The sequence below is a fragment of the Blattabacterium cuenoti genome (assembly GCF_014252335.1).
In the GTDB taxonomy this organism is placed as follows: Bacteria; Bacteroidota; Bacteroidia; order Flavobacteriales; family Blattabacteriaceae; genus Blattabacterium; species Blattabacterium cuenoti_AL.
In genome coordinates, this window is the sequence record NZ_CP059218.1 from 494,556 (window position 1) to 517,385 (window position 22,830).

Here is a 22,830-nt window from a genome sequence, read left to right on the forward strand (position 1 = left end):
ATAGTACATTTGTAAACTATCATATACATATATATACATATGAAAACAATCACCAAAAATACATACCTGAAGTGGTTTGAAGATATGTCTTTTTGGAGAAAATTTGAAGATAAATGTAGATCTCTTTATTTACAACAAAAAATTAGGGGATTTTTACATTTATATAATGGGCAAGAAGCTATTCCAGCTGGAATTACTCATGCTATTGATATATCGATAGATAGAATAATATCTGCTTATAGATGTCATATTTTACCTATTTCTATGGGTGTAGATCCAAAAAAAATTATGGCAGAATTATTAGGTAAAGAAACTGGAACTTCTTGTGGAATTGGTGGATCAATGCATATTTTTAGTAAAAAATATCGTTTTTATGGAGGACATGGTATAGTAGGTGGACAAATTCCATTAGGTGCTGGAATTGCTTTTGCAGATAAATATTTTAATAGAAAATCTGTAACCATCACATTAATGGGTGATGGGGCATTTGGCCAAGGTGTATTACATGAAACGTTTAATATGGCTATGATATGGAAATTACCAGTAGTTTTTGTATGTGAAAATAATCAATATGCTATGGGAACGTCTATTCATAGGAATAATCAAATACAAGAACTTTATAAAATTGGGTTATTATATGGAATGCCATCTAGTACTGTAAATGGTATGAATCCAGAAGATATTGCAAAATCTATGTATCCTGCGGTTTATAGAGCAAGAAATGGCAAAGGACCTAGTTTTTTAGATATTCAAACATATAGATATAGAGGACATTCTATGTCAGATGCTGAATCATATAGAAGTAAAGATGAAATTAATTTGTATAAAAAACAAGATCCTATTTTAAAATTAAAAACACTCATTTTAAATAATCAATGGGAAACGTTAAATAATCTCACATTTATTGAAAATAAAATAAAAAAAAAAATAGAGTATTGTGTAGAATATGCAGAAAAATCAAATTTTCCTTCTTTAAAAAAAATGTATGATGTTGTATATAAAGATACCAATTATCCTTTTATAGATAAAGAATAAAAATTTAATCATATTATTAAACATTAATAAAATAAATTTATAATAATCAATTTTTGAAAACATGGCAGACATCATATTTATGCCCAGATTAAGTGATACTATGGAAGAAGGAACTCTTGTAAAATGGAATAAAAAAATAGGTGATCAAGTGTTCGAAGGAGATATTTTAGCTGAAATTGAAACAGATAAAGCTATTCAAGATTTTGAAATTGATATTAATGGAGTATTGCTTTATTGTGGAATAAAAGAAGGTGAAAAAGCACGTGTTAATGATATTTTAGCAATTATTGGACAATATGGAGAAAATATAAGTTCTTTGATCAAAAAGAAAACTATTAATAAACTAAAAACAGAGCCAGAAAAAAAATCAGAAACAGAGCTAGAAAAAGAATCAGAAACAAAGCCAGAAAAAAAATCAGAACAACAAAGAAAATTCATTTCTCCTGTTGCAAAGAAGATGATTCAAGACAAAGGAATAAATATTCATAATATGAAAGGAACTGGAGATAGTGGAAGAATTGTAAAAAAAGATATTGAATTATATTATGAAAACACTAATAATATGAATCAACATTTTATTGTTTCTAATATGAGAAAAGAAATAGCAACTCATTTAACATTATCTAAATTTACTGCCCCTCATTATTATTTATTTATTGAAATAGAAATGGAAAATATAATTCAATTAAGGAAAAAATTAAATGATACATTATCTAATAATCATAAAATATCTTTTAATGATATTATTGTTAAAGCAGTATCACGTATTTTAAAAACACATCCTTATATTAATGCTACATGGAAAGAAAAAGAAATTATTTATCATTATAATATAAATATAGGAATAGCTGTTGCTATACACGATGGATTAATGGTACCAGTGATACATAATTCTGATCAAAAATCTTTATTACAAATATCAAAAGAAATTAAAGATAAAGTCGAACGTTCAAAATTAAGAAAACTTCAACAACAAGAAATAAAAAATAGTACATTCACTATTTCCAATTTAGGAATGTATGGAATAGATTCTTTTACTTCAATTATTAATATTCCAAATTCTTCTATTTTATCTGTAGGAACTATTAAGGAAAAACCTATTGTAAAAAATCATAAAATAAAAATTGGCAATATTATGAAAATAACATTGTCTTGTGATCATAGAGTTATAGATGGTAATAAAGGGTGTAATTTTTTACTAGATTTAAAAAAAATGTTAGAGGATCCAATCACTATTTTAGTTTAGTGTTCGTTTTGTTTTTTATAAATGATATAAGTATTGATAGTATAAAGCATGTAATTGTAATTAATGATAAAAGACTTTCTGTCAATATTGAAGAAAATGGCCATAAATCATATGTTTCTAATATTAATTTGATACCTAATAAAAAAATAATAACAAATGCAAATTGCTTGATAAATACATTTTTTTTAATGATTTTTGCAAAAATTTTAGCGAAATATCTCATGGTAAAAATTCCCATAAAAGTTCCTAATAATATTAAAAAAAAATTTTTTGAAAATGCAATAATAGCAAATAAATTATCAATTGAAAAAGATAAATCTATTATTTCTATAGATAATATCATTTTCCAAAATGAATTGTAAATGTATTTATTATTATTAAATTTTAAATATTTTTTATCTTTTAAAAAGAAAAAACAACTAATATATATTAAATATATTCCACCTAATAATTTTAACCACCATATATGAATTAATATTGAAGAGAAAAAAATGGCTAAACTTCTAAAAAAATAAGCTCCAAATATTCCATATTGCATAGCTTTTGGTCTATATTTTTCTTCTATCTCATTTATCATAGATGCTAATATTACTACATTATCCATAGACAATATACTTTCTATAAAAAAAATATTGATTATGATAGATAAAGAAATTATTGGATGATTGATAATATCTATTATAAACTGTTTCATTGATGCATTATTACATAAATAAAATATATAAAAATATTAAATTGGTATAAAAAATATAATAATATGAATAATATTTTATTTATAAGTTGTGAAGAAAGTGTTTTAATTATATTTGTTGCAATAATTATTTTTGGACCTAAAAAAATTCCAGAAATTGCTCGTGGTATAGGAGAAGGAGTAAAATTTTTGAAAAAAGCAAAAAATAAAATACAACAAGAAATTATTAATAAAAAATAAATAATAATTATCTATTTCTATAATCTTTAATATCTGATTGGTTCATCAAAATATTTCCTAACATTTTGATCATATTTTCTCTTAAAATATTATTTAATTCTTGCATATTATTAGATATATTATATGAATGTTTAATAACATTTACAATATATTTTTTTTGTTTTATAAAAAAAATTCCATGTTGTCCAAATATTGGTTTAGAAGTTACGTTTTCTTTTAATGAAAAAGCTGATCCAATAACTTTTGGTTCTTTATAATTATCTATCCAAGATTGATTAAAATTAATTTTTAGGTTGTGATTTATGTTTTTGTGAAATAACTTAGATAATTGTTTTAAATTTAAAGATTTATATTGTATTTTATTTTTAAAAAATTTATGAATTTTATTTTTTCTTATTTTATAAATTAAATCATTTTTTATTTCTAAAATAGAATATCCTGGTTGTTTTATTGTAGATAAATAAACTATGATATAATAATCTTTATTTTTATTATATAATATATTAGAATCACCTTCTTTTCTTATTTTATCAAATGACCAATTAATAATTTTTCTATCTATTTCAGTATTTAATCCTTTGATTTGATAATCATTTTGTTTTATATCTTTTAAAAAAATTGTTTCATATTTATTTGTTCTTGCATTATTAATCAATTGATTTAAACATTTGTTTTTATTTGTCATTAAAAAATTTTGTACATTGTTCAATAATTGTATTTTTGTTTTTTGAGATGGAATCAATGTTGTTGTCAAAAAAAGAAATTTGTATGCTGGAATTGGATGACTTTTATTATCTATTTTAATAATATGATATCCAAATTTAGTTTCAATAATTTTTATTGTTCCTGTTTTAATTTTTGGATCAAATATATCAAAAGTACGTACAGATTGTAGATTATTATAATTATATTGCATACTTCCTAATTTGCCATTATATATTTTAGCATTTAAAGAATCATCAGATATTTTTTTAACATAAAAAATAAATTTTGATGGATTGTTTTTTAAAATTTTATACAAATTATAAGCTGTTTTATAAGCTTCTTCTTTTGTTCTATGATTACAAGAATTAATAGCATTTTTATGAGAAATTAATATATGACTATATGTAACAAATTCAGAAACCCGTTTTTTTCCTGTTATTTTAGCGATTAAATAGACATTATCTTTTTGAATGATAATAGGGTTATAATTTTGACTTTGATCGTTGATAAATTTTTTTAAATTATAAGGTAAATTTTTTTTTAAATAAAAATTTTCATCAAAGACAGTTTCATATTCCTTTTCCTTAGATAATAAATCATGATAATCATTTATATATTTAAGTTGATATAATAAATTATGTATTTTTTTATCAAAATATTGTTTATCGATGACTGATGGTTTAGTTTTTGCAATTACAAAACTTACAGTTCTTATATTTTCTTTATTATATAAAAATTTATTTTTTTTTATATAATTTATTAATTCCCAATTTTTAACAGATAAAAAATTATATTTTTTTTCTATTTCAGAATAAGGTATTAAAATATAATCAATAATAGAATACCAATTTTTATTTAAATAATGTCTTTTAGCTTCTAAAGACGTGGAATTTAAACCATACATTAACATTTCTATATATTTTTTAGATAAAATTCTTTTTGGAATATTGTTTCTTTCATAATTCCACAGATTTTTATCTTGATATATTTGATAATTATTTGATGTATTATTCTCTAATTTTTTTAAATAAATTAAAAATTTTTTAATATTAAATGAACCATCAGAATTTTTAAATTCTGAAATATAACTATATATTGATTGATGAGATATCGCATTCCAAAAATCTTTTTCTGTCCATTGAATACCTAATTTCTTTGCTTCTTGATTTAATAACATTTCGTATACTAATGATTTCCAAGATTCTTCTTGTAAAAAAACATCTGGAACATTTTGACGAAACTGTTTTAATAAATATAATGTATTTAAATAATTATTTAAATAAATAGGTTCTTTATTAATTTTACCAATAATATTATCTTTTTTTTTTAAAAAAAAAAATAATCCATTAACTTCCAGTATCATAGTAAATACAAAACATACTATAAACATGAATATAATCCAATAATTTTTTCTAATACTTTGTAAAACAGCCATTTTTATTTAAAATTTCAAATATATTGATTTTTTTTGATAAGTAATACTGATTTTATTTTTTTGAAGTTTTATTAATTTATTATATATGTATTAAAATATTTATCCATAATATGCGTTCATTGTATTCATTGTAAGTTATAAAATATAATAATTATTATATTGTAATTCTTCATTCTTCTATATCTATATATCATATCTTGTATATTTTGATTTAATACATTAACTCATTTAAATACCATTATTATACAATAATAAATAATACCAAAAAATAATAAAATATTAAGAATATAAAAACTATAATAATGTTAAAAACCATAAATAGGTTTTTTTCATTTATAATTAATTGTATTTTTGTTGAAACAAATGGTAAACAAAACAACGATATAACTATACGATAATTATGGTATCTTAGCTCAGTAGGTAGAGCAAAGGACTGAAAATCCTTGTGTCCCCGGTTCGATTCCGGGAGATACCACACACAATACATACTAACATTTTATTAATTATTATTATTTTCTATTATAAAATGAATTTTCCATTTTGTATTATTATTTTCATCTTTAAATAATGGATATCCCAAATCTATACCAAATATTCCTAATGGAATATAAGAACAACGAAATCCCAATCCAATAGAATTTTTCATATTATTAATAGAGAATTTATTTGAATTTGGTAAAATAATATTTACACCTTCTAAAAATACATTTGCCCATAATTTATTATTCTTAATATTATTAAACATCAAATAACGCATTTCTAAAAGATATTTATCATAAAGGAATCCTCCTGGATTATTAAAATTTTGTAATGAATAACCTCTTAATGGAATAAAATTATATGGATAAAATATTCCATATATATTTTTGTGTCTACCTCCCATATAAAATTTTTGAAAAGCAAATAAATCTTTATTATCATTATATTTCCCTAAAATGCCAAATTCACATCCAGTTTTAAATACAAGATTAGTACATATTTGTTTATACCAATAAAATAAAGATTTTATTTTAAAATATTCTAACCATGAATTCTTAGTATGTTCATCATTAAATATTTTACTATATGGTAATGTAAATATACCATTAATTTCTATTTGTGATCCACTTAAAGGAAATATATTGTTAGATTCTTTAGAAAATTTTTTTAAAGCAATTAAATAATATAAATTATTTAAATACAGAGGATGTTTTATTATATTATTACTATGATAAATATATCTATCATAATTAATACCAAAATCTAATTTATAATATGGATCATTAAGCAATGTTATAGGAGTACTTAATCCAATAGAATACTGTCTTTTATTATTTAATAATTTATTATTATCTGTTATATTATAATTATTATCATGATATATTTCATTGAATAATAACAAATCAGGATCACAACTATTTTTAATAATTTTATTTAAACAATTTATTTTGACAAAATAAGATATGTTATTATTGTCTCCTATCCTAGGTTCTATAAAAGACATTCCATAATGTTGGTAATTGGTTCCCAATTTATTATATAATAATAATTTTTGTCCATCCCCTTGAGGATTTGGAAATGGATTCCATTGTTTGATATTAAATAATTTTTTAATAGAAATATTTTTCAAATATATATTAAAACTTCCTAAACAATTTTTTATGTTATCAGATCCAATCATAAATTTAAAATAATTATGATTATTTTCAATCACTTGCCATGTTAAATCAACTAAATCATGATTATGATAAATAATTTTTGGATATACTAACTTAAAAAGATCTAATGATTGTAAACGGTTCAAATCTTCATAAATTTTTTTAATTGATATACGATCTCCTATATGATGTTTTAATTCCCTTGTAATAATATGATTTGACGTAATTGTATTACCATCAATATGGATACTTTTAATATATAAAGGATGATTTTCTTTTATTTTAATCTCTAAATATATTTTATCATTTATTACTTTTGTTTCTGAAATGAATATTTTAATAGAAAAATATCCTAAATTAAGATAATTATAAATTATACTATTACTTATATTTTGATTGAAAATTAAATTTTCAAGTTTTTGTTTATTATAAATATCTCCATTATTATAATTTAATATTTCTTTTAAATATTTTGTACTATAAACAGTATTTCCTACAAAATTGATATTTCCTATATAATATTTTTTACCTTCTGATATATTTACTATTACTTCATAATTTTTTTGATCATTTTTAATAATCTTATTGAATGTAATTTGAATATCTCTAAATCCACAAGATTGATACTTAGATATAATATTTTCGATTCCTTTATTATAGTCTAAATCAATATTTTTATTATAAAAATAATATAAATAATTATTATTATTATTATTATTATTATTTTGTTTCATTATTTTATCTAATTCTTTATCAGAAAATATTTTATTTCCATTAAATAATATTTTTGATAAAAAAATTTTATTACCTAGAAAAACATCTAAAACTAAAAAATTATTTTTTTTCTGATATTCTATATTAGCACTTATTGATACTTTTAAATATCCTTGTTTAATATAAAAATCAATAATTTCATTTTTTATTTTTTGAATAAAATCATCAGATATCATATCTGAATGATTATTATTCTTGATACAACTGAATTGATGTTTTTCTAGATCTTTAGTGACTCCTTTAATAAGAATTTTATCAAAACATATTCTATCTTCTAATTCAAAATAAATATTAATTTCATTTTTATTCTTTTTATTATTATGAATATTTTCTTTATAAAGAGAAATATTTTTAAATAAATTACTATTCCATAATCTATGAATTGCATTATATATTGTTTTTCCTTTAATATTTAAATAATCTCCTTTATGTATATTTGATATTTTTGATATTTTATCAATACTATATTTTGTTGTTCCTTTAATAAAAATATTTTTTATAACAACAACATTTTGTGGTATTATTGGATTCTTTTTATTATTCTCTTTATATTTTGTTTTTTCATATATGTCATAATCTATGTTTCTGTTATCAGATCGTTCATTTTTTCTTTCATCATCTATTTCATTTTTTCTTTCATCATCTATTTCATTTTTTCTTTCATTATCTATTTCATTTTTTCTTTCATCATCTATTTCATTTTTTCTTTCATCATCTATTTCATTTTTTTTTTCATCATCTATTTCATTTTTTCTTTCATCATCTATTTCATCATTGACTTTATTTATTATTTCATTATTCTTATTAATTACTATAATGATATTTTTCGTATTTACATATGAAATATTCATTAATACTAATACAAAGAAATAAAATACAAATAATATTTTTTTTAAATTATTCTGTAATTTTTCCAAAACGACGTTTTCTTCTTTTATAATTTTCTATAGCTGCAAATAAATCTTGTTTTCTAAAATCTGGCCATAATATATCTGTAAAATATAATTCAGCATAAGCCGATTGCCATAACAAAAAATTGCTTAATCTTTGTTCTCCACTTGTTCTAATCACTAAATCAACATCTGGTATATCTTTAGTATATAAATTTTGTTGAAACAATGAATCATCAATGTTTTCTATAGATAAACATCCATTAAGAACTTGTTTAACTATTTTTTTTGTAGCTTCTATAATTTCTATTTTAGATCCATAACTCAAAGCCAAAACTAAAGTAATTGATGTATTATGTTTTGTTTTATTTATAAATAAAAATAAATCTTTTTGAATATGATTAGATAATTTTTTCAATTCTCCTATAGCTATAATTCTAATATTACTATCATCAATTTCTTTTAAATACTGTTTGAAATATGAATGAAATAAATTCATTAATTGATCTATTTCTTCTTTTGGACGATGCCAATTTTCCGAAGAAAAAACATATAATGTGATATAAGGAATACCTAATTCTTTACATCCATTGATAGTATCTTTAATAGAATGTATAGAATGTTTATATCCACAAATTCTTAATTTTCCTCTTTTTTTAGCCCATCGCCTATTTCCATCCATAATGATAGCTACATGTTTAGGGATATTATCATTATTATTTAAATTTTTTTCTAAACGTGTATTCATTAGTTCAGCAATAAACAATACCAATCAAATAATATACAGAAAAATAGATTGATCTTCAAATATTGAATTAATTTCTTTGATCCATACCCCATAATAATTTTTCTCTTAAAGTTTTATAATAAATATATTCTTGTTCTTGAATAAGATATATATAAAATGGAGCTTTTTTAATATATAATTCATTTTCTTCTTTTAACGAAGTTAATCTAGTATCCATAGATAAAGAATAATATTGAACACGACTATGTATTTTTAAATGAATTTTTTTATTATCCGAAATAATTAGTGGACGAGAAAATAAATTATGAGGAGAAATTGGTGTAATAACAAAATTATTATTATCAGGATCAATAATTGGACCTCCACAGCTTAAAGAATATCCAGTAGAACCAGTTGGTGTAGAAATAATCAATCCATCTGCCCAATAAGATGTTAAAAATTTATTATCTATATAAGTATCTATAGTAATCATAGATACTGTTTCTTTTCGTAAGATAACTATTTCATTTAAAGCAAAATTAAAAAATGGTTTTTTATTATCTATTAATATAGATGTTTCTAAACATAATAAACTTCTAGGACAAATATGAAATTTATAATTAAATATTTGATCAAGTTTTTTTATTAAATCTTCTTGATTAAACGTTGCTAAAAATCCTAAATTACCTGTATTTACTCCAATAATGGGAATTCTAGTATCTCTGATCAATGTAATAGCATATAATATTGTTCCATCTCCACCAAAAGTAAACATAAACTTAAAATCTTTTGTTAATTCATTATAATTATAAATTATAGGAAATTTTAAATGTTTTAATTCTTGAAATGATGATAATAAATCAAAAAATGATTTTTCTATATATATATCTATTGCATGATGATATGCATAAGTTATAAATTGAATAAAATATGGAATATTTTTGGCAATAAATCTTTGTCCATATAAAGCTATTTTCATTTTAGAAATGTTATGTTTAAGTAATTTACTAAATTACTTATAAAAATGTATTTTCACTTTGTTATGATGCAACATGAAAAATTATTTTTTTACTTCTAAAATATTATTATTTGGAGAATATGTCATTCTAGAAAATTATAGTGGATTATCTATTCCAAATCATTTTTATACAGGATATTTAAAATTTCCATCTGTATTTCGTTATTATAATAACAAGCAATTTAACTATACTAATCATGAATTAAGAAAATTTGCTTTTTTTTTAAAAAAAACAAGAATAAATATTGATTTTAATAAATTATATAATGACCTTAATAAAGGTATTATATTTTCTTCTAATATTCCTAAAGGATATGGAATTGGTAGTTCAGGTGCTTTAGTTGCTGCTATATATCATAAATATTATATAGCACCACAACCACAACAACAGAAAGGTCAACTATCAATGAATAATATAATTGCATTAAAACAAATTTTTAGTCAAATGGAGTCATATTTCCATGGAATTAGTTCTGGGATGGATCCGTTAATTTGTTATTTAAATAAACCAATTTTAATTAAATCAAAAAATGATATTACTATTGTCAATCTACCAAAAAAATTAAATCAAAATATTGGAAAAGGTGCTATATTTTTATTAAATTCAGGATTTCCAAAAAGAACTTATTCTATGATAAAAATTTTTTTCAACAAACTACAAAATACACAATTTAAAAAAATTTTCATTAAAGAATTTATACAATATAATAATAAATGTATTGTTTCCTTTCTACAAGGAAATTTCAAAATTTTATTCCATAATATCAAAATTATTTCCTTTTGGATATTAAAATATTTAAATACAATGATACCAAAACAAATATTAAAAATTTGGAAATATGGATTATTAAATAATATTTTTTATTTAAAATTATGTGGATCAGGTGGTGGAGGATTTACTATTGGATTTACTTATGATTATGATTTATCTAAAAAAAAATTAAAAAAATATCAAACAATCGTAATTTTTAGATTTTAAAATAAATCATGATAATCCAAAATAAAAAAATTCAATATTTACGTTTAAATCATTTTTTATCTATATCTGGTATTGCTTCTAGACGAAATGCTGATAAATTAATTAAATCAGGAATTGTTAAAATAAATGGAAAATTAGTCAATAAACTGGGAACTTATATTCATATTAATGATATTGTAACAGTGTATGGAACACGTGTTAAAAGTCAAAAAAAAATATATATACTTATCAATAAACCAAAAGGATGTATTACTTCAACACATGATCCATTACATAGAAAAACAATTATGAATTTAGTTACAACACAAAAAATAGAAAATCAAAAAATTTATCCTATTGGACGATTAGATTATTTTACTACAGGTGTTTTATTATTAACTAATGATGGATATATTACAAATATATTCACACATCCAAAATATAATATACAAAAAATTTATCATGTTGTTTTAAATAAAATGATTACAAATGAAGATATAAATAAAATAAAAAATGGAAAAATTTATTTAAAAGAAGGTAAAGTGATAATTGATTATATAAAATATTTAAAATATAAAAATCAATTAAAAATAAAAATGCATATAGGATGGAATAAAATTATTAAAAGATTATTTAAAAAATTGCATTATAAAGTGATTAAATTAGATAGAATAAATTTTGGAGGATTTACAAAAAATAAATTAAAAAGAGGAAAATATAAATTTTTATCACAAGAAAAAGTATATAATATGTTAAAACAACATTTATATCATTTATGAAAAAAATAAGTATAATTAATGGTCCAAATTTAAATCTTATAGGAACACGAGAAATTGAAATATATGGTAAAGATACATTTACAAAATATTTGAATAAAATTAAAACAAAATTTGTAAATATTGAACTGTCTTATTATCAAAGCAATTGTGAAGGTCAAATTATAAATATTTTACATAAAATTGGTTTCTGTATACTAGATGGTATCCTTTTAAATGCTGGTGCATATACTCATACATCTATAGGAATTGCAGATGCTATAAAATCTATAACTACTCCAGTTATAGAAATTCATATTTCTAATATTTATTCTAGAGAATCTTTTAGAAAAAAATCTTTTTTATCTCCTGTTTGTAAAGGGACTATATTTGGTTTTGGATTAAAAACTTATGAATTAGGTATTTTAAGTTTTTCTATATAAAAATTTTTTATTTAAATTTTGTATATGTTGAATAATTTTTTTTCTTCCATCTTGATTTTTTATAAAAACAAATTTTTTATTAACCAATTTATTAATTACATTTTGATATATATTTATATGATTATTTAAAAGTTTGAAACTTAATTTATCAGTTTTTGTAAATACAATACAAAAATGTATTTTATACATAATTAATTTTTTTATAAAATTCAAATCAGATGTTTGAATAGTTAATCTACTATCTATAATCACAAAAACACAAACTAAATTATTTCTACTATGAAAAATATAATTATTCATTAATTGAATATTTTGTTGTTTGTGAAATTTTGATAATTTGGAAAATCCATATCCAGGTAAATCTACTATTTTCCATTTATTATCTATCAAAAAAAAATTAATATATTTAGTTTTGCCAGGAAAAGAAGATACTTTAGCAATTTTTATATTACCTAAAATAAAATTAATAAAACTAGATTTTCCTACATTAGAACGCCCAATACAAGCATATTCTGGGTATATTGAACTTATTAATTGATTTGAATCAGTAACACTATATTCAAATTTAACAAAAAAATTTTTCATAATTAAAATCTAATTTTGATAACCATTTTTCTAATATTGTAACAAAGATTTTTGGGTGTTCCATCATAGGAACATGTCCACATTTATCTATCCAATATAATTCAGAATGTGGTAATAATCTATGAAATTCTTGAGCAACTATTGGGGGGGTTACTGGATCTTGTTTTCCCCATATTAAACAAATAGGTTGTTGAATGATAGATAAATCTTTAGACATATTATCTTTCATTGCACTTTTAGCGATATATAAGATTTTAATTCCTTTTTTTTTATCATTAACTATATTAAATACTTCATCTACTAATTCTTTAGTTGCTATTTTTGGATCATAAAATACCTCTTGTGATTTTTTTTTTATATATTCATAATTTTCTCTTTTAGGAAAAGCTTCTCCAAAAGATTTTTCAAATAATCCAGAACTTCCAGTTAATACTAAAGAATGAACTAAATCATTTCTTTTTTTTGCTATAATTAGAGCAATATGTCCACCAAGAGAATTTCCTATTAATGTAGCCTTTTGAATTCTAATTTTGATTAATAATTGTATAATATATTTTGATAAACTAAAAATATTTGTCAGTAATAAAGGCATTTTATAAATAGGTAATACAGGAATAATCACTTTATATCCTTTTTTTGGAAAAAATTCTAAGAGTGCATTAAAATTACTCAATCCCCCCATTAATCCATGAAGTAATATCAATGGATGCCCCGTACCTTCTTTGATGTAAGAAAAGTCTTGTTTTTTAATAAACATATTTATGTTTTATCTTCTTTCTTTGTTCATAATAATATATGCTTCTTTTGCCGCATTTTCTTCAGATTTTTTTTTTGAAAATCCTTTCCCTATTGTTTGAATTCCATCATTGATTAATGTTAATTTAGATAAATAATAATCTTTATCTTGATTGGATATTTGATGACTATCTTCTTTATAAGTTTCAAATTTGATAAAAAATTTGTTTTTTTGAGCCCATTCTAAAATCCATACTTTATAACTAAAAATTTCTTTTTGTATTTTAGATAAGTCAACATAATAATGTAATATTTTATCATAAATAAAACGTTTACATCCTAAATATCCAAGTTCTAAATAAACAAATCCTATTAAAGCTTCTAATGTATTTCCTAAAATATTATAAAATTTATGATTTAAAAAAATATTTTCAAACAATAATTTCTTGGAAATTTTATTTAAATTTTTTCTGCATACTATTTTTGATCTAACTTGTGTTAGATCTCCTTCTTTTTTTTCTGGTAGCTCTTCACACAAAAAATGTGAAATAATAGAATTTAATACTGCATCTCCAAGAAATTCTAATCTATGAAAATCTAAATAATCATGATTTGAAGATTTTATTTTAGTATTCATTAAATCATATACAAATACTTTTTTTAAAAGTGTTAAATTTTTAGGATCAAATCCTAATATTTTTTTTAATGCATCAATTGAAAAAATTGAATTTTCTTTTTTTTGAATAATCATAATAATAGTATTATTACTTACTTGACTATTTTGTTAAATAAAATACATACATTATGTCCACCAAAACCAAAAGTATTGCATAGATTTATATTAACATATTTTTTTATTTTATTATTTGGTATAAAATTGATTTTTGAATCTATTTTATTATCAATTTGAAATAAATTAATAGTTGGAGGAATGATATTTTTAGTTAATGGTAAAATCGAAGCTATTGCTTCGATAGCTCCAGCTGCCCCTAATAAATGTCCAGTCATGGATTTAGTAGAATTAATATATATTTTATAAATGTGTTCACCAAATACTTTTTTAATAGCTTTAATTTCTGCTAAATCTCCTAAAATAGTAGATGTTCCATGAGAATTAATATGATTAACTTCTTTATATGTAATTCCTGCATCTTTCATAGCTAATTTCATAGCTATAATTATCCCTTTTCCTTCTGGATGTGGAGTAGTAATATGATATGCATCTCCTGACATACCAATACCTCCTATTTCTGCATACATTTTAGCGTTTCTATTTTTTGCATGAAAATATTCTTCTAATATAAGACATCCTGCTCCCTCTCCTAAAACAAATCCATCTCTATTTTTATCAAAAGGACGAGAAGCAGTTTTATAATCTTCATTTCTAGTAGATAAAGCATGTAAAGCATTAAATCCGCCAACTCCACTTTGCGTAATTGCCGCTTCTGAACCACCTGATATTATAATATCCGCTTTTCCCAAACATATTAAATGATATGCATCAACAATAGCATTTGATGAAGACGCACAAGCAGAAACTGTAGCATAATTTGGTCCATGAATTCCATATTTCATTGAAATATATCCAGAAGTTGTATCAATTAACATTTTAGGAATAAAATATGGACTAAATCTAGGTGATCCATCTCCTTTTACATAATTAGAAATAGAATTTTCTAAATTAAGTAATCCTCCTATTCCAGATGCCCAAACTACACCAATTCGTTCTTTATTAATGTTTTTATTAGTAAAATTAATTTTACTATCTATTATTGCTTCATCCGTAGCAATAATACCATATTGAATACAATGATCTAATTTTATACGATCCTTTGAATTAAAAAAAATACTAGCATCATAATTTTTTAATTCACAAGCAAATTTGGTTTTATATTTTTTAGTATTAAAATAAGTAATGAGTTCACATCCATTTACTCCATTAATAAGTGATCTCCAATAATCTTTTATATTATTTCCTATAGGTGTTATACACCCCATCCCAGTTACTACTACTCTTTTTTTTTTATATTTTATCATATAAAATATTCATACTTTTTTATCTTTTATAAGCTCTTGAATAGATGTTATTGCCTCTTTAACAGTAGTAATTTTTTCTGCTTCTTCATCAGAAATACTAATATTAAATTCTTTTTCAAATTCCATAATTAATTCCACAATATCCAAAGAATCAGCTCCTAAATCATTAGCAAAATTAGCAGATGGAATTACATCTTTCTTTTCTATTCCTAATTTGTCAGAAATAATAGAATTAATTTTTGATGAAATATCAGACATAAATTAAAATTTTGATTTCATACAAAATTAGAAAACTTTTTTAAATAAAAAATGAATTTTTTAAATTATTGAATATGATTTATTTAGGTAATTATTAAATATTTTAATTTTTATAATAAAATAATTATATAATTATTATATATTTTCAATATCCCACCATATAAGATTTGTAATTCTACTTGTTTATGATCATATAATTGTATTATTTTTATCAATCCTGTTTTCAATATAGCAATCAATGGTGCATGATTTTTTAATAATTGAAAACTACCATATTCTCCAGGGAGAATCACTGACTTAACATGATTTTTATATAATAATTGTTGATCATTAATAATTTTTATTTTCATTATTATAACATTTTTTTTCCTATTTCTATGACTTCATCAATAGTACCCTTTAAATGAAACGCATTTTCTGGTAAATGATCTAATTCACCATTAATTATCATATTAAATCCTCCTATAATCTCTTCAATTTTTACAAACTTTCCATCAATTCCTGTAAATTGTTTAGCAACATGGAAAGGTTGAGATAAAAAACGTTGAATACGTCTAGCTCTATGAACAATTTGTTTATCTTCTTCACTTAATTCTTCTATTCCAAGAATAGCTATAATATCTTGTAAAGAATTATATTTTTGCAAAATTTCTTTAACACGTTGAGCACAAAAATAATGTTGTTGATCAATAATATTTGGAGATAAAATTCTAGAAGTAGAATCTAATGGATCAATTGCTGGATATATTCCTAATGCAGATATTTTTCTAGATAATACAGTAGTGGCATCTAAATGAGAAAAAGTTATAGAAGGAGCAGGATCAGTTAAATCATCTGCAGGAACATATACGGCTTGTACTGATGTTATAGAACCTTTCTTTGTCGATGTAATTCTTTCTTGCATCGATCCCATTTCAGAAGATAAAGTAGGTTGATAACCTACAGAAGATGGAATTCTGCCTAATAAAGCAGAAACTTCTGAACCGGCTTGAGTAAATCTAAATATGTTATCAATAAAGAATAGAACATCGTTACCTTGTGTACTACTACTAATTTGATCATTATTATTATTATTGAACATATTCTTATAATCTCTATAATATTCTGCTAATGTTAAACCAGTAAGAGCGACTCTCGATCTTGCACCAGGAGATTCGTTCATTTGTCCAAAAATAAAAGTTGCTTTAGAATTTTTGAGACTTTGTTTATCAACTTTAGTAAGATCCCAAAATCCATTTTTCATATTATTCATAAATTCATCTCCATATTGTATAATTCCGGATTCTAACATTTCTCTTAATAAATCATTTCCCTCTCTTGTTCTTTCTCCTACACCAGAAAATACAGAATGTCCTCCATATTTTTTTGCGATATTATTAATTAGTTCCTGTATTAAAACAGTTTTACCAACTCCTGCTCCTCCAAATAATCCAATTTTACCTCCTTTTGGATATGGTTCAATTAAATCAATAACTTTAATTCCTGTATATAATATTTCTGATGTTGTAGATAAATCTTGAAATTTTGGTGCCGAAACATGAATAGGTTTTACTATTTGTTTATTTAATTTATATAATCCATCAATAGGATCACCTAATACATTAAGAACACGACCATTCACTGATTCACCTATAGGAATACTAATTGGATTACGAGTATTTATAACGGAATTACCTCTTTGTAATCCATCAACTTCAGACATAGCAATACAACGAACTATATTATTTCCAATATGTTGTTGAACTTCTAATATAATATTTTTTTTACTATTATTTGATAATTCTATTTTTAATGCATCATAAATTTTAGGTAGATCGGATCCTGTTTGAAAAGAAACATCAATTACTGGACCTAAAATTTGAGTAATTTTTCCTTTTGATTCTAATTTTTTTTCCATGAAAATATAAGATCCGCTTTTTATGTTAAACCTGTATATTTAACAGATTATTAAATTATTTAAAGTTACAAAAATTAAAAAATTTTGAAAATTTACTCATGTATAGAGGATTTTTACTCATTTTCTCCATGTGTATTTTCACTTGGATTTTTTGATGGAGTTCATTTGGGTCATAAAAAATTAATTAATTATTTATTAAAACAAACAAAAAAAGAAAAATATACCTCTGTTTTATTAACTTTTAATCCTCATCCTAAGGAAGTATTAAATCCAAAACAAAAAATATTTTATTTAAATACTTTATCTGAAAAGATATGTCATTTAAAACAAACTGGAATTGAACATCTTATTATTCATCCTTTTACAACAAAATTTTCACAAATGAATATTCAAAATTTTTTAAAAAACAAATTACTTTCTTCAATTAAAATTGAAATTTTTATAATAGGATATGATTTTCATGTAGGAAAAAATAGAATACATGCTTATAATAATTTACAATATTGTTCAAAATTATATGGATTTACATTAAAACAAATAAATCCATATAAAATACAAAATACAATAATATGTTCTACTAATATTAGACAATCTATTTTAAATGGAGACATTAAGTGGTCAAATCAAGCTTTAGGTTATTCATATTCTTTATCTGGTTATGTTATTAAAGGGAATGGAATAGGTAGAAAAATATTAACTTATCCTACTGCTAATATTCAAATAACTAATAATAAAATACTTCCTAAAAAAGGAGTTTATGCCGTCAATGTTTTATTTTTAGAAACAATATATCAAGGAATTATGAATATCGGAACTTCACCAACTATAAATATAAATAATAAAAAAATTAAAATTGAAGTTCATATTTTTAATTTTTGCAAGATTTTATATGGTAAAATAATCAATCTGTTTATTATAGAAATGATTAGAGAAGAAAAAAAATTTAATTCCATTCAAGAATTAAAAACACAAATTAAATTGGATCAAATAACAGCAAAATCTGTTTTAAAATTTCAATCAAGTTGATAAATAATAATATTAATAATCTTATTCAAGATTTAAAAAAAACTTGTTTAAAAAAAATTATCAGATTAGTATCTTTTGATGAAAACGTTTCACATAATATTAAAACACAATATAAAAATAAACCCTTTTGTAATTATTCTACAATATCTCAATTAATGGAAAAAATATCTGGATTATCTATTTTTCCTGAATCCAACTTATTTTTTTATTTTTTTATTTTGCTAAAACAAAAAAAATGCATTTTATCTAATACATTTCATTATTATTCAACATGGGCATATAATATATTAAAAGATTTCCAAATTTTAGATTTTAATTTAACTAATATAAAAAATTTTTTTTCTTATACTATTTCTATAGAAAAAATAAACATATGGAATACAAATACTTATAATACACAATCTAACTTATTAAAAGAAAATATTTTGTTTTGGCAAGAAATAAAAAAATACTATTATTATCTTAATACTGAATTACTGAAAATCAAAAAGGGATATACTGGAATGATTTTTAGACAAGCAATTTCTCAATTTGAAAATTATTTATTTAACAATCAAGAATATTTTTTATTTTTAATTCCTTCTAATTTATATTTTTTAAATGAATGTGAAAAAAAACTTATTCAAAATTCAATTAAATTTAATGTAGGATCTATTTATTATTATAATAAATACTCAAAATCATATCATTATAATGTTTTTTTAAAAAAAAAAAAAAAGAATAACATTAAAATTTTTAGTGGATCTAGAGATATTGATCAAATTAAAATAATAGAACAAATTATTCATAAACTGATAAAACAAGGATCTAAAATAGATCAAATAATTATTATATTAGGTGATAGTTATTTAATTGAATTGTTATCCAATACATTACATAACTTAAATATTCCAATACAAACATCTATTGAATTTCCATTATATAATTTGTTATTGCATAATACATTTTATTCAATTTTACAATTGATTAAAAATAAAGAAATATATAAAAAATTTTATAAAAAAGATATATTACGAGTATTATCTAATGGATATATAAAAAAATTTTTTCTTAATAATAATATATCATGCATAGAAAACATTCATGCTATAAATGATGATAATTATTTAAACATACAACTTGTCAATAAATATATAATAGATGATATAAAAATTATTTTTAATAATTACAATAACATATTTATTTGGTTTTTACAAATACTTAAAATATTTCAAACATTTTTATCCCAATCTGTTAAAGAACATATATTGGAATTACAATTTATTCTGAAATTAGAAAAATATCTTACAAAAATCATTGATATAACAAATAATTTTAATTTTGATATACAAGATTTATTAATTATTTATCAAAACTTTATCACTAATAATACAATACCATATCCATATAATAATACAAAAGGATTAAAAATAATAAAATTTCATAATAACTTTAATTTAGATTATTTAGAAAATACAATTATTACATCTTTTAATGAAGGATGTATTCCTCCAATTATGCAAAATTATATAGACAAAACTTTTTTATCTACTGAGCTTAGAAATAAATTTAAAATCTATTGTATATACAATAATAAAAATAATAATAAATATTATTTTCAATATATTCAAAATATTTTGAATAATTCAAACAACATTTTTTTAATATATAATAATGAAAAAGATGAATTTAATTCAGGAGAAAAAAGTCGATTTATACATCAAATGGAAATAAATTACACATTTGATGAAAATACAACAACAAAATATCAAGTATGTAATAATAATAATGAAAATAATCAACAATCAATAATAATAAAAAAAACAAATTATATAATTAATAGATTACATAAAATTGCCAATTCTGGATTTTCTCCATCATCTATTATGTTATATAATAAAAATAAATTAGATTTTTATTACAATAAAATACTTGAATTAAACAATATTAAAAATATTTCATTTAAACAAAAAATTGGAAATATTGTTCATAAAATATTAGAAATTTTATATTCTCCCATTAAAGGACATTTATTAAAATTAAAATATATTCATGAGATGAAAAATCATTATTTTGATATTTCAAAAAGAGTAATATATAAATATAAAACTAAAGATACAGATACTAAAAATATATTCTTATTGTCTTTAGTTACCACTTATGTAAAAAATTTTATTTCTTGGGATGAAAAAGAAATTTTAAATGGACATAAAATTGTGATAAAAGAAATTGAATATACCGTTTCTACAAAAATTAATCAAATGATCATGATGCATTATGATACAGTTTATTTAAAAGGAATAATTGATCGTATAGATGAATATGACGGTATAACTAGAATTATTGATTATAAAATTGGAGTTTCCAAAGTAAAAAATCTTTATATATCTTCAAAAACAATTCAAAATATTTTTAACACTCCATATTATGGAAATATAATGCAATTATTAATTTATATATATTTATGGTATAAATCCCCTATAGTTAACTCTAAAATCTCTCCATTAATTGCAATTGTTGCTCCTGAAAAAGAAAAAAATAATTATATTTCTACTATATATATAAATATTTTTAAAAATAAACAAATCATATATGAATGTTATAAACAAAAAATTTTTCCACATTTAACTAAAATAATTTCAGAAATTTTAGATCCCAAAATGCCAATTATAATAAATTATATTAATGATTTTTAATATATAATTCTATATAATTACCTACTTCTTCAGTTGAATAATATTTTTCCAATGGATGAACAATATCCTTGGTGATAATATTATTATTTATAGAATTTTTAACTGCATTTTCGATAAGTTTTTGTTCTTTATATAAACCAAAATAATGAAACATCATAGACACTGATAATATACATCCTAATGGATTGGCAATATTTTTCCCTGCAGCTTGAGGATAAGATCCATGAATAGGTTCAAATAAAGCTTTTTTATTTTTTCCAATAGAAGCAGATGGTATCATTCCTAAAGAACCACTTAATATACTAGCTTCATCAGATAATATATCCCCAAACATATTATCTGATAATATCACATCAAAATCTATAGGATTCATAATAATTTTCATAGAAGCATTATCTACATATAAACATTCCAATTGTACATGTGGATAATCTAATGCCAGCTTTTGTATTACTTCACGCCATAATCTAGATGTTTCTAACACATTAGCTTTATCAACTAATGTTAATTTTTTTTTTCTAGCATCAGCGGCTTGGAATGCCATAATTCCAATTTCTTTAATTTCATCTTTCGAATACATACAATAATCATAAGCTATTTCACCATTTTTTAAACGACCTTTTTTTCCAAAATAAATTCCACTACTTAATTCACGATATATTACAAAATCTACATTAGGTAAGATTGGTTTGTTTATAGTATTAGATGAATAATGAATATTTTCATAACCAATTATTGGTCTTATATTACAAAATAATCTCATTTTTTTTCTTAAACGTAATAATCCATCTTCTGGTCTCATTCCAATTGGATAATTATCATATTTATCATCACCTATAGCACCAAATAAGACTGCGTCTGCTTTCAGACAATTTTCTATAGTATCGTCAGGCATTGGATTATTATATTTTCTAATTGCTAATTTACCTGCTATAGCTTCTGTATACAAAAAATTATGATTAAATTTATTATTTATACACAATAAAATTTTTTTCCCTTGTCGTATTACTTCAGGTCCAATTCCATCGCCCTCTATAATCACTATCCTTTTTTTCATATGATT

At 21.4% G+C, this 22,830-nt stretch carries 21 protein-coding genes and 1 tRNA gene; 9 read left to right on the plus strand and 13 right to left on the minus strand.

Annotation, left to right across the window (positions count from 1 at the left end):
- The first annotated feature begins 39 nt into the window (after positions 1–39).
- Together pdhA and H0H37_RS02405 are read left to right on the plus strand one after the other, a co-directional pair.
- A complete protein-coding gene (gene pdhA / locus H0H37_RS02400) occupies positions 40–1,035 on the plus strand; it encodes a pyruvate dehydrogenase (acetyl-transferring) E1 component subunit alpha (RefSeq protein ID WP_185882361.1) in 996 nt (331 codons plus the stop codon).
- Between the two features lie 61 nt (positions 1,036–1,096).
- Complete coding sequence (locus tag H0H37_RS02405; protein WP_185882362.1) at positions 1,097–2,281, plus strand: dihydrolipoamide acetyltransferase family protein; 1,185 nt, start codon at positions 1,097–1,099, stop codon at positions 2,279–2,281.
- On the opposite strand, the gene H0H37_RS02410 is transcribed toward H0H37_RS02405, so the two are convergent.
- Positions 2,268–2,975, minus strand: coding sequence for a TerC family protein (locus tag H0H37_RS02410; protein WP_185882363.1), 708 nt, complete (start codon positions 2,973–2,975; stop codon positions 2,268–2,270). The genes H0H37_RS02405 and H0H37_RS02410 overlap by 14 nt on opposite strands.
- Before the next feature lie 63 nt (positions 2,976–3,038).
- Here H0H37_RS02410 and H0H37_RS02415 point away from each other — a divergent pair, with 63 nt between their 5' ends.
- Entirely contained in the window at positions 3,039–3,212 is a 174-nt protein-coding gene (locus H0H37_RS02415; protein WP_185882364.1) for a twin-arginine translocase TatA/TatE family subunit, read from the plus strand.
- Between the two features lie 7 nt (positions 3,213–3,219).
- On the opposite strand, the gene H0H37_RS02420 is transcribed toward H0H37_RS02415, so the two are convergent.
- Positions 3,220–5,352 carry a SurA N-terminal domain-containing protein gene (locus H0H37_RS02420; protein WP_185882365.1) on the minus strand — a complete coding sequence of 711 codons (2,133 nt, stop codon included), beginning with the start codon at positions 5,350–5,352 and terminating at the stop codon, positions 3,220–3,222.
- A 402-nt stretch (positions 5,353–5,754) separates the two neighbouring features.
- Here H0H37_RS02420 and H0H37_RS02425 point away from each other — a divergent pair.
- Positions 5,755–5,827 (plus strand) — tRNA-Phe (locus tag H0H37_RS02425).
- A 24-nt stretch (positions 5,828–5,851) separates the two neighbouring features.
- Here H0H37_RS02425 and H0H37_RS02430 read toward each other — a convergent pair.
- The 3 genes from H0H37_RS02430 to H0H37_RS02440 all read right to left on the minus strand — a co-directional run bounded on the left by H0H37_RS02430 (position 5,852) and on the right by H0H37_RS02440 (position 10,359).
- Positions 5,852–8,614 (minus strand): POTRA domain-containing protein, encoded by a 2,763-nt coding sequence (locus H0H37_RS02430; protein ID WP_185882366.1) that lies wholly within the window; start codon positions 8,612–8,614, stop codon positions 5,852–5,854.
- Between the two features lie 46 nt (positions 8,615–8,660).
- A complete protein-coding gene (locus tag H0H37_RS02435) occupies positions 8,661–9,401 on the minus strand; it encodes an isoprenyl transferase (protein ID WP_185882367.1) in 741 nt (246 codons plus the stop codon).
- 67 nt (positions 9,402–9,468) lie between these two features.
- Complete coding sequence (locus tag H0H37_RS02440; protein WP_185882368.1) at positions 9,469–10,359, minus strand: NAD kinase; 891 nt, start codon at positions 10,357–10,359, stop codon at positions 9,469–9,471.
- Positions 10,360–10,432: 73 nt separating this feature from the next.
- Between H0H37_RS02440 and H0H37_RS02445 the strand changes: the two genes are divergently transcribed.
- Genes H0H37_RS02445 through H0H37_RS02455 form a run of 3 tightly spaced genes read left to right on the plus strand, consistent with a single transcriptional unit; the run spans position 10,433 to position 12,554 of the window.
- On the plus strand, positions 10,433–11,377 hold the full coding sequence (locus tag H0H37_RS02445) for a GHMP family kinase ATP-binding protein (RefSeq protein ID WP_185882369.1): 945 nt from the start codon (positions 10,433–10,435) through the stop codon (positions 11,375–11,377).
- An 8-nt stretch (positions 11,378–11,385) separates the two neighbouring features.
- Entirely contained in the window at positions 11,386–12,135 is a 750-nt protein-coding gene (locus H0H37_RS02450; RefSeq protein ID WP_185882370.1) for a pseudouridine synthase, read from the plus strand.
- Positions 12,132–12,554, plus strand: a complete 423-nt coding sequence (locus tag H0H37_RS02455) for a type II 3-dehydroquinate dehydratase (protein ID WP_185882371.1) — start codon at positions 12,132–12,134, stop codon at positions 12,552–12,554. Before H0H37_RS02450 ends, H0H37_RS02455 begins: the two co-directional genes overlap by 4 nt.
- On the opposite strand, the gene yihA is transcribed toward H0H37_RS02455, so the two are convergent.
- From yihA to atpD, 7 genes are all read right to left on the minus strand, one after another.
- Positions 12,537–13,139, minus strand: a complete 603-nt coding sequence (gene yihA / locus H0H37_RS02460; RefSeq protein ID WP_185882372.1) for a ribosome biogenesis GTP-binding protein YihA/YsxC — start codon at positions 13,137–13,139, stop codon at positions 12,537–12,539. The two genes, H0H37_RS02455 and yihA, sit on opposite strands and share 18 nt — an antisense overlap.
- The gene (locus tag H0H37_RS02465) at positions 13,120–13,896 is read right to left on the minus strand and encodes an alpha/beta fold hydrolase (RefSeq protein WP_185882373.1); all 777 of its coding nucleotides are present in this window, start codon (positions 13,894–13,896) and stop codon (positions 13,120–13,122) included. Before H0H37_RS02465 ends, yihA begins: the two co-directional genes overlap by 20 nt.
- A 9-nt stretch (positions 13,897–13,905) precedes the next feature.
- Positions 13,906–14,625, minus strand: coding sequence for a ribonuclease III family protein (locus tag H0H37_RS02470; protein ID WP_185882374.1), 720 nt, complete (start codon positions 14,623–14,625; stop codon positions 13,906–13,908).
- 17 nt (positions 14,626–14,642) lie between these two features.
- On the minus strand, positions 14,643–15,911 hold the full coding sequence (gene fabF, locus H0H37_RS02475; RefSeq protein WP_185882375.1) for a beta-ketoacyl-ACP synthase II: 1,269 nt from the start codon (positions 15,909–15,911) through the stop codon (positions 14,643–14,645).
- Between the two features lie 9 nt (positions 15,912–15,920).
- A complete protein-coding gene (locus tag H0H37_RS02480; protein WP_185882376.1) occupies positions 15,921–16,169 on the minus strand; it encodes an acyl carrier protein in 249 nt (82 codons plus the stop codon).
- 110 nt (positions 16,170–16,279) lie between these two features.
- Positions 16,280–16,519 carry a FoF1 ATP synthase subunit delta/epsilon gene (locus H0H37_RS02485; RefSeq protein WP_185882377.1) on the minus strand — a complete coding sequence of 80 codons (240 nt, stop codon included), beginning with the start codon at positions 16,517–16,519 and terminating at the stop codon, positions 16,280–16,282.
- Positions 16,520–16,521: 2 nt separating this feature from the next.
- The gene (gene atpD, locus H0H37_RS02490) at positions 16,522–18,066 is read right to left on the minus strand and encodes a F0F1 ATP synthase subunit beta (RefSeq protein WP_185882378.1); all 1,545 of its coding nucleotides are present in this window, start codon (positions 18,064–18,066) and stop codon (positions 16,522–16,524) included.
- Between the two features lie 84 nt (positions 18,067–18,150).
- Between atpD and H0H37_RS02495 the strand changes: the two genes are divergently transcribed.
- Both H0H37_RS02495 and H0H37_RS02500 read left to right on the plus strand, forming a co-directional pair.
- Positions 18,151–19,092, plus strand: coding sequence for a bifunctional riboflavin kinase/FAD synthetase (locus tag H0H37_RS02495; RefSeq protein ID WP_185882379.1), 942 nt, complete (start codon positions 18,151–18,153; stop codon positions 19,090–19,092).
- A complete protein-coding gene (locus tag H0H37_RS02500) occupies positions 19,089–21,767 on the plus strand; it encodes a PD-(D/E)XK nuclease family protein (RefSeq protein ID WP_185882380.1) in 2,679 nt (892 codons plus the stop codon). The genes H0H37_RS02495 and H0H37_RS02500 overlap by 4 nt, the downstream gene beginning before the upstream one ends.
- On the opposite strand, the gene leuB is transcribed toward H0H37_RS02500, so the two are convergent.
- Entirely contained in the window at positions 21,754–22,824 is a 1,071-nt protein-coding gene (gene leuB, locus H0H37_RS02505) for a 3-isopropylmalate dehydrogenase (protein WP_185882381.1), read from the minus strand. The two genes, H0H37_RS02500 and leuB, sit on opposite strands and share 14 nt — an antisense overlap.
- Between the last annotated feature and the right edge of the window lie 6 nt (positions 22,825–22,830).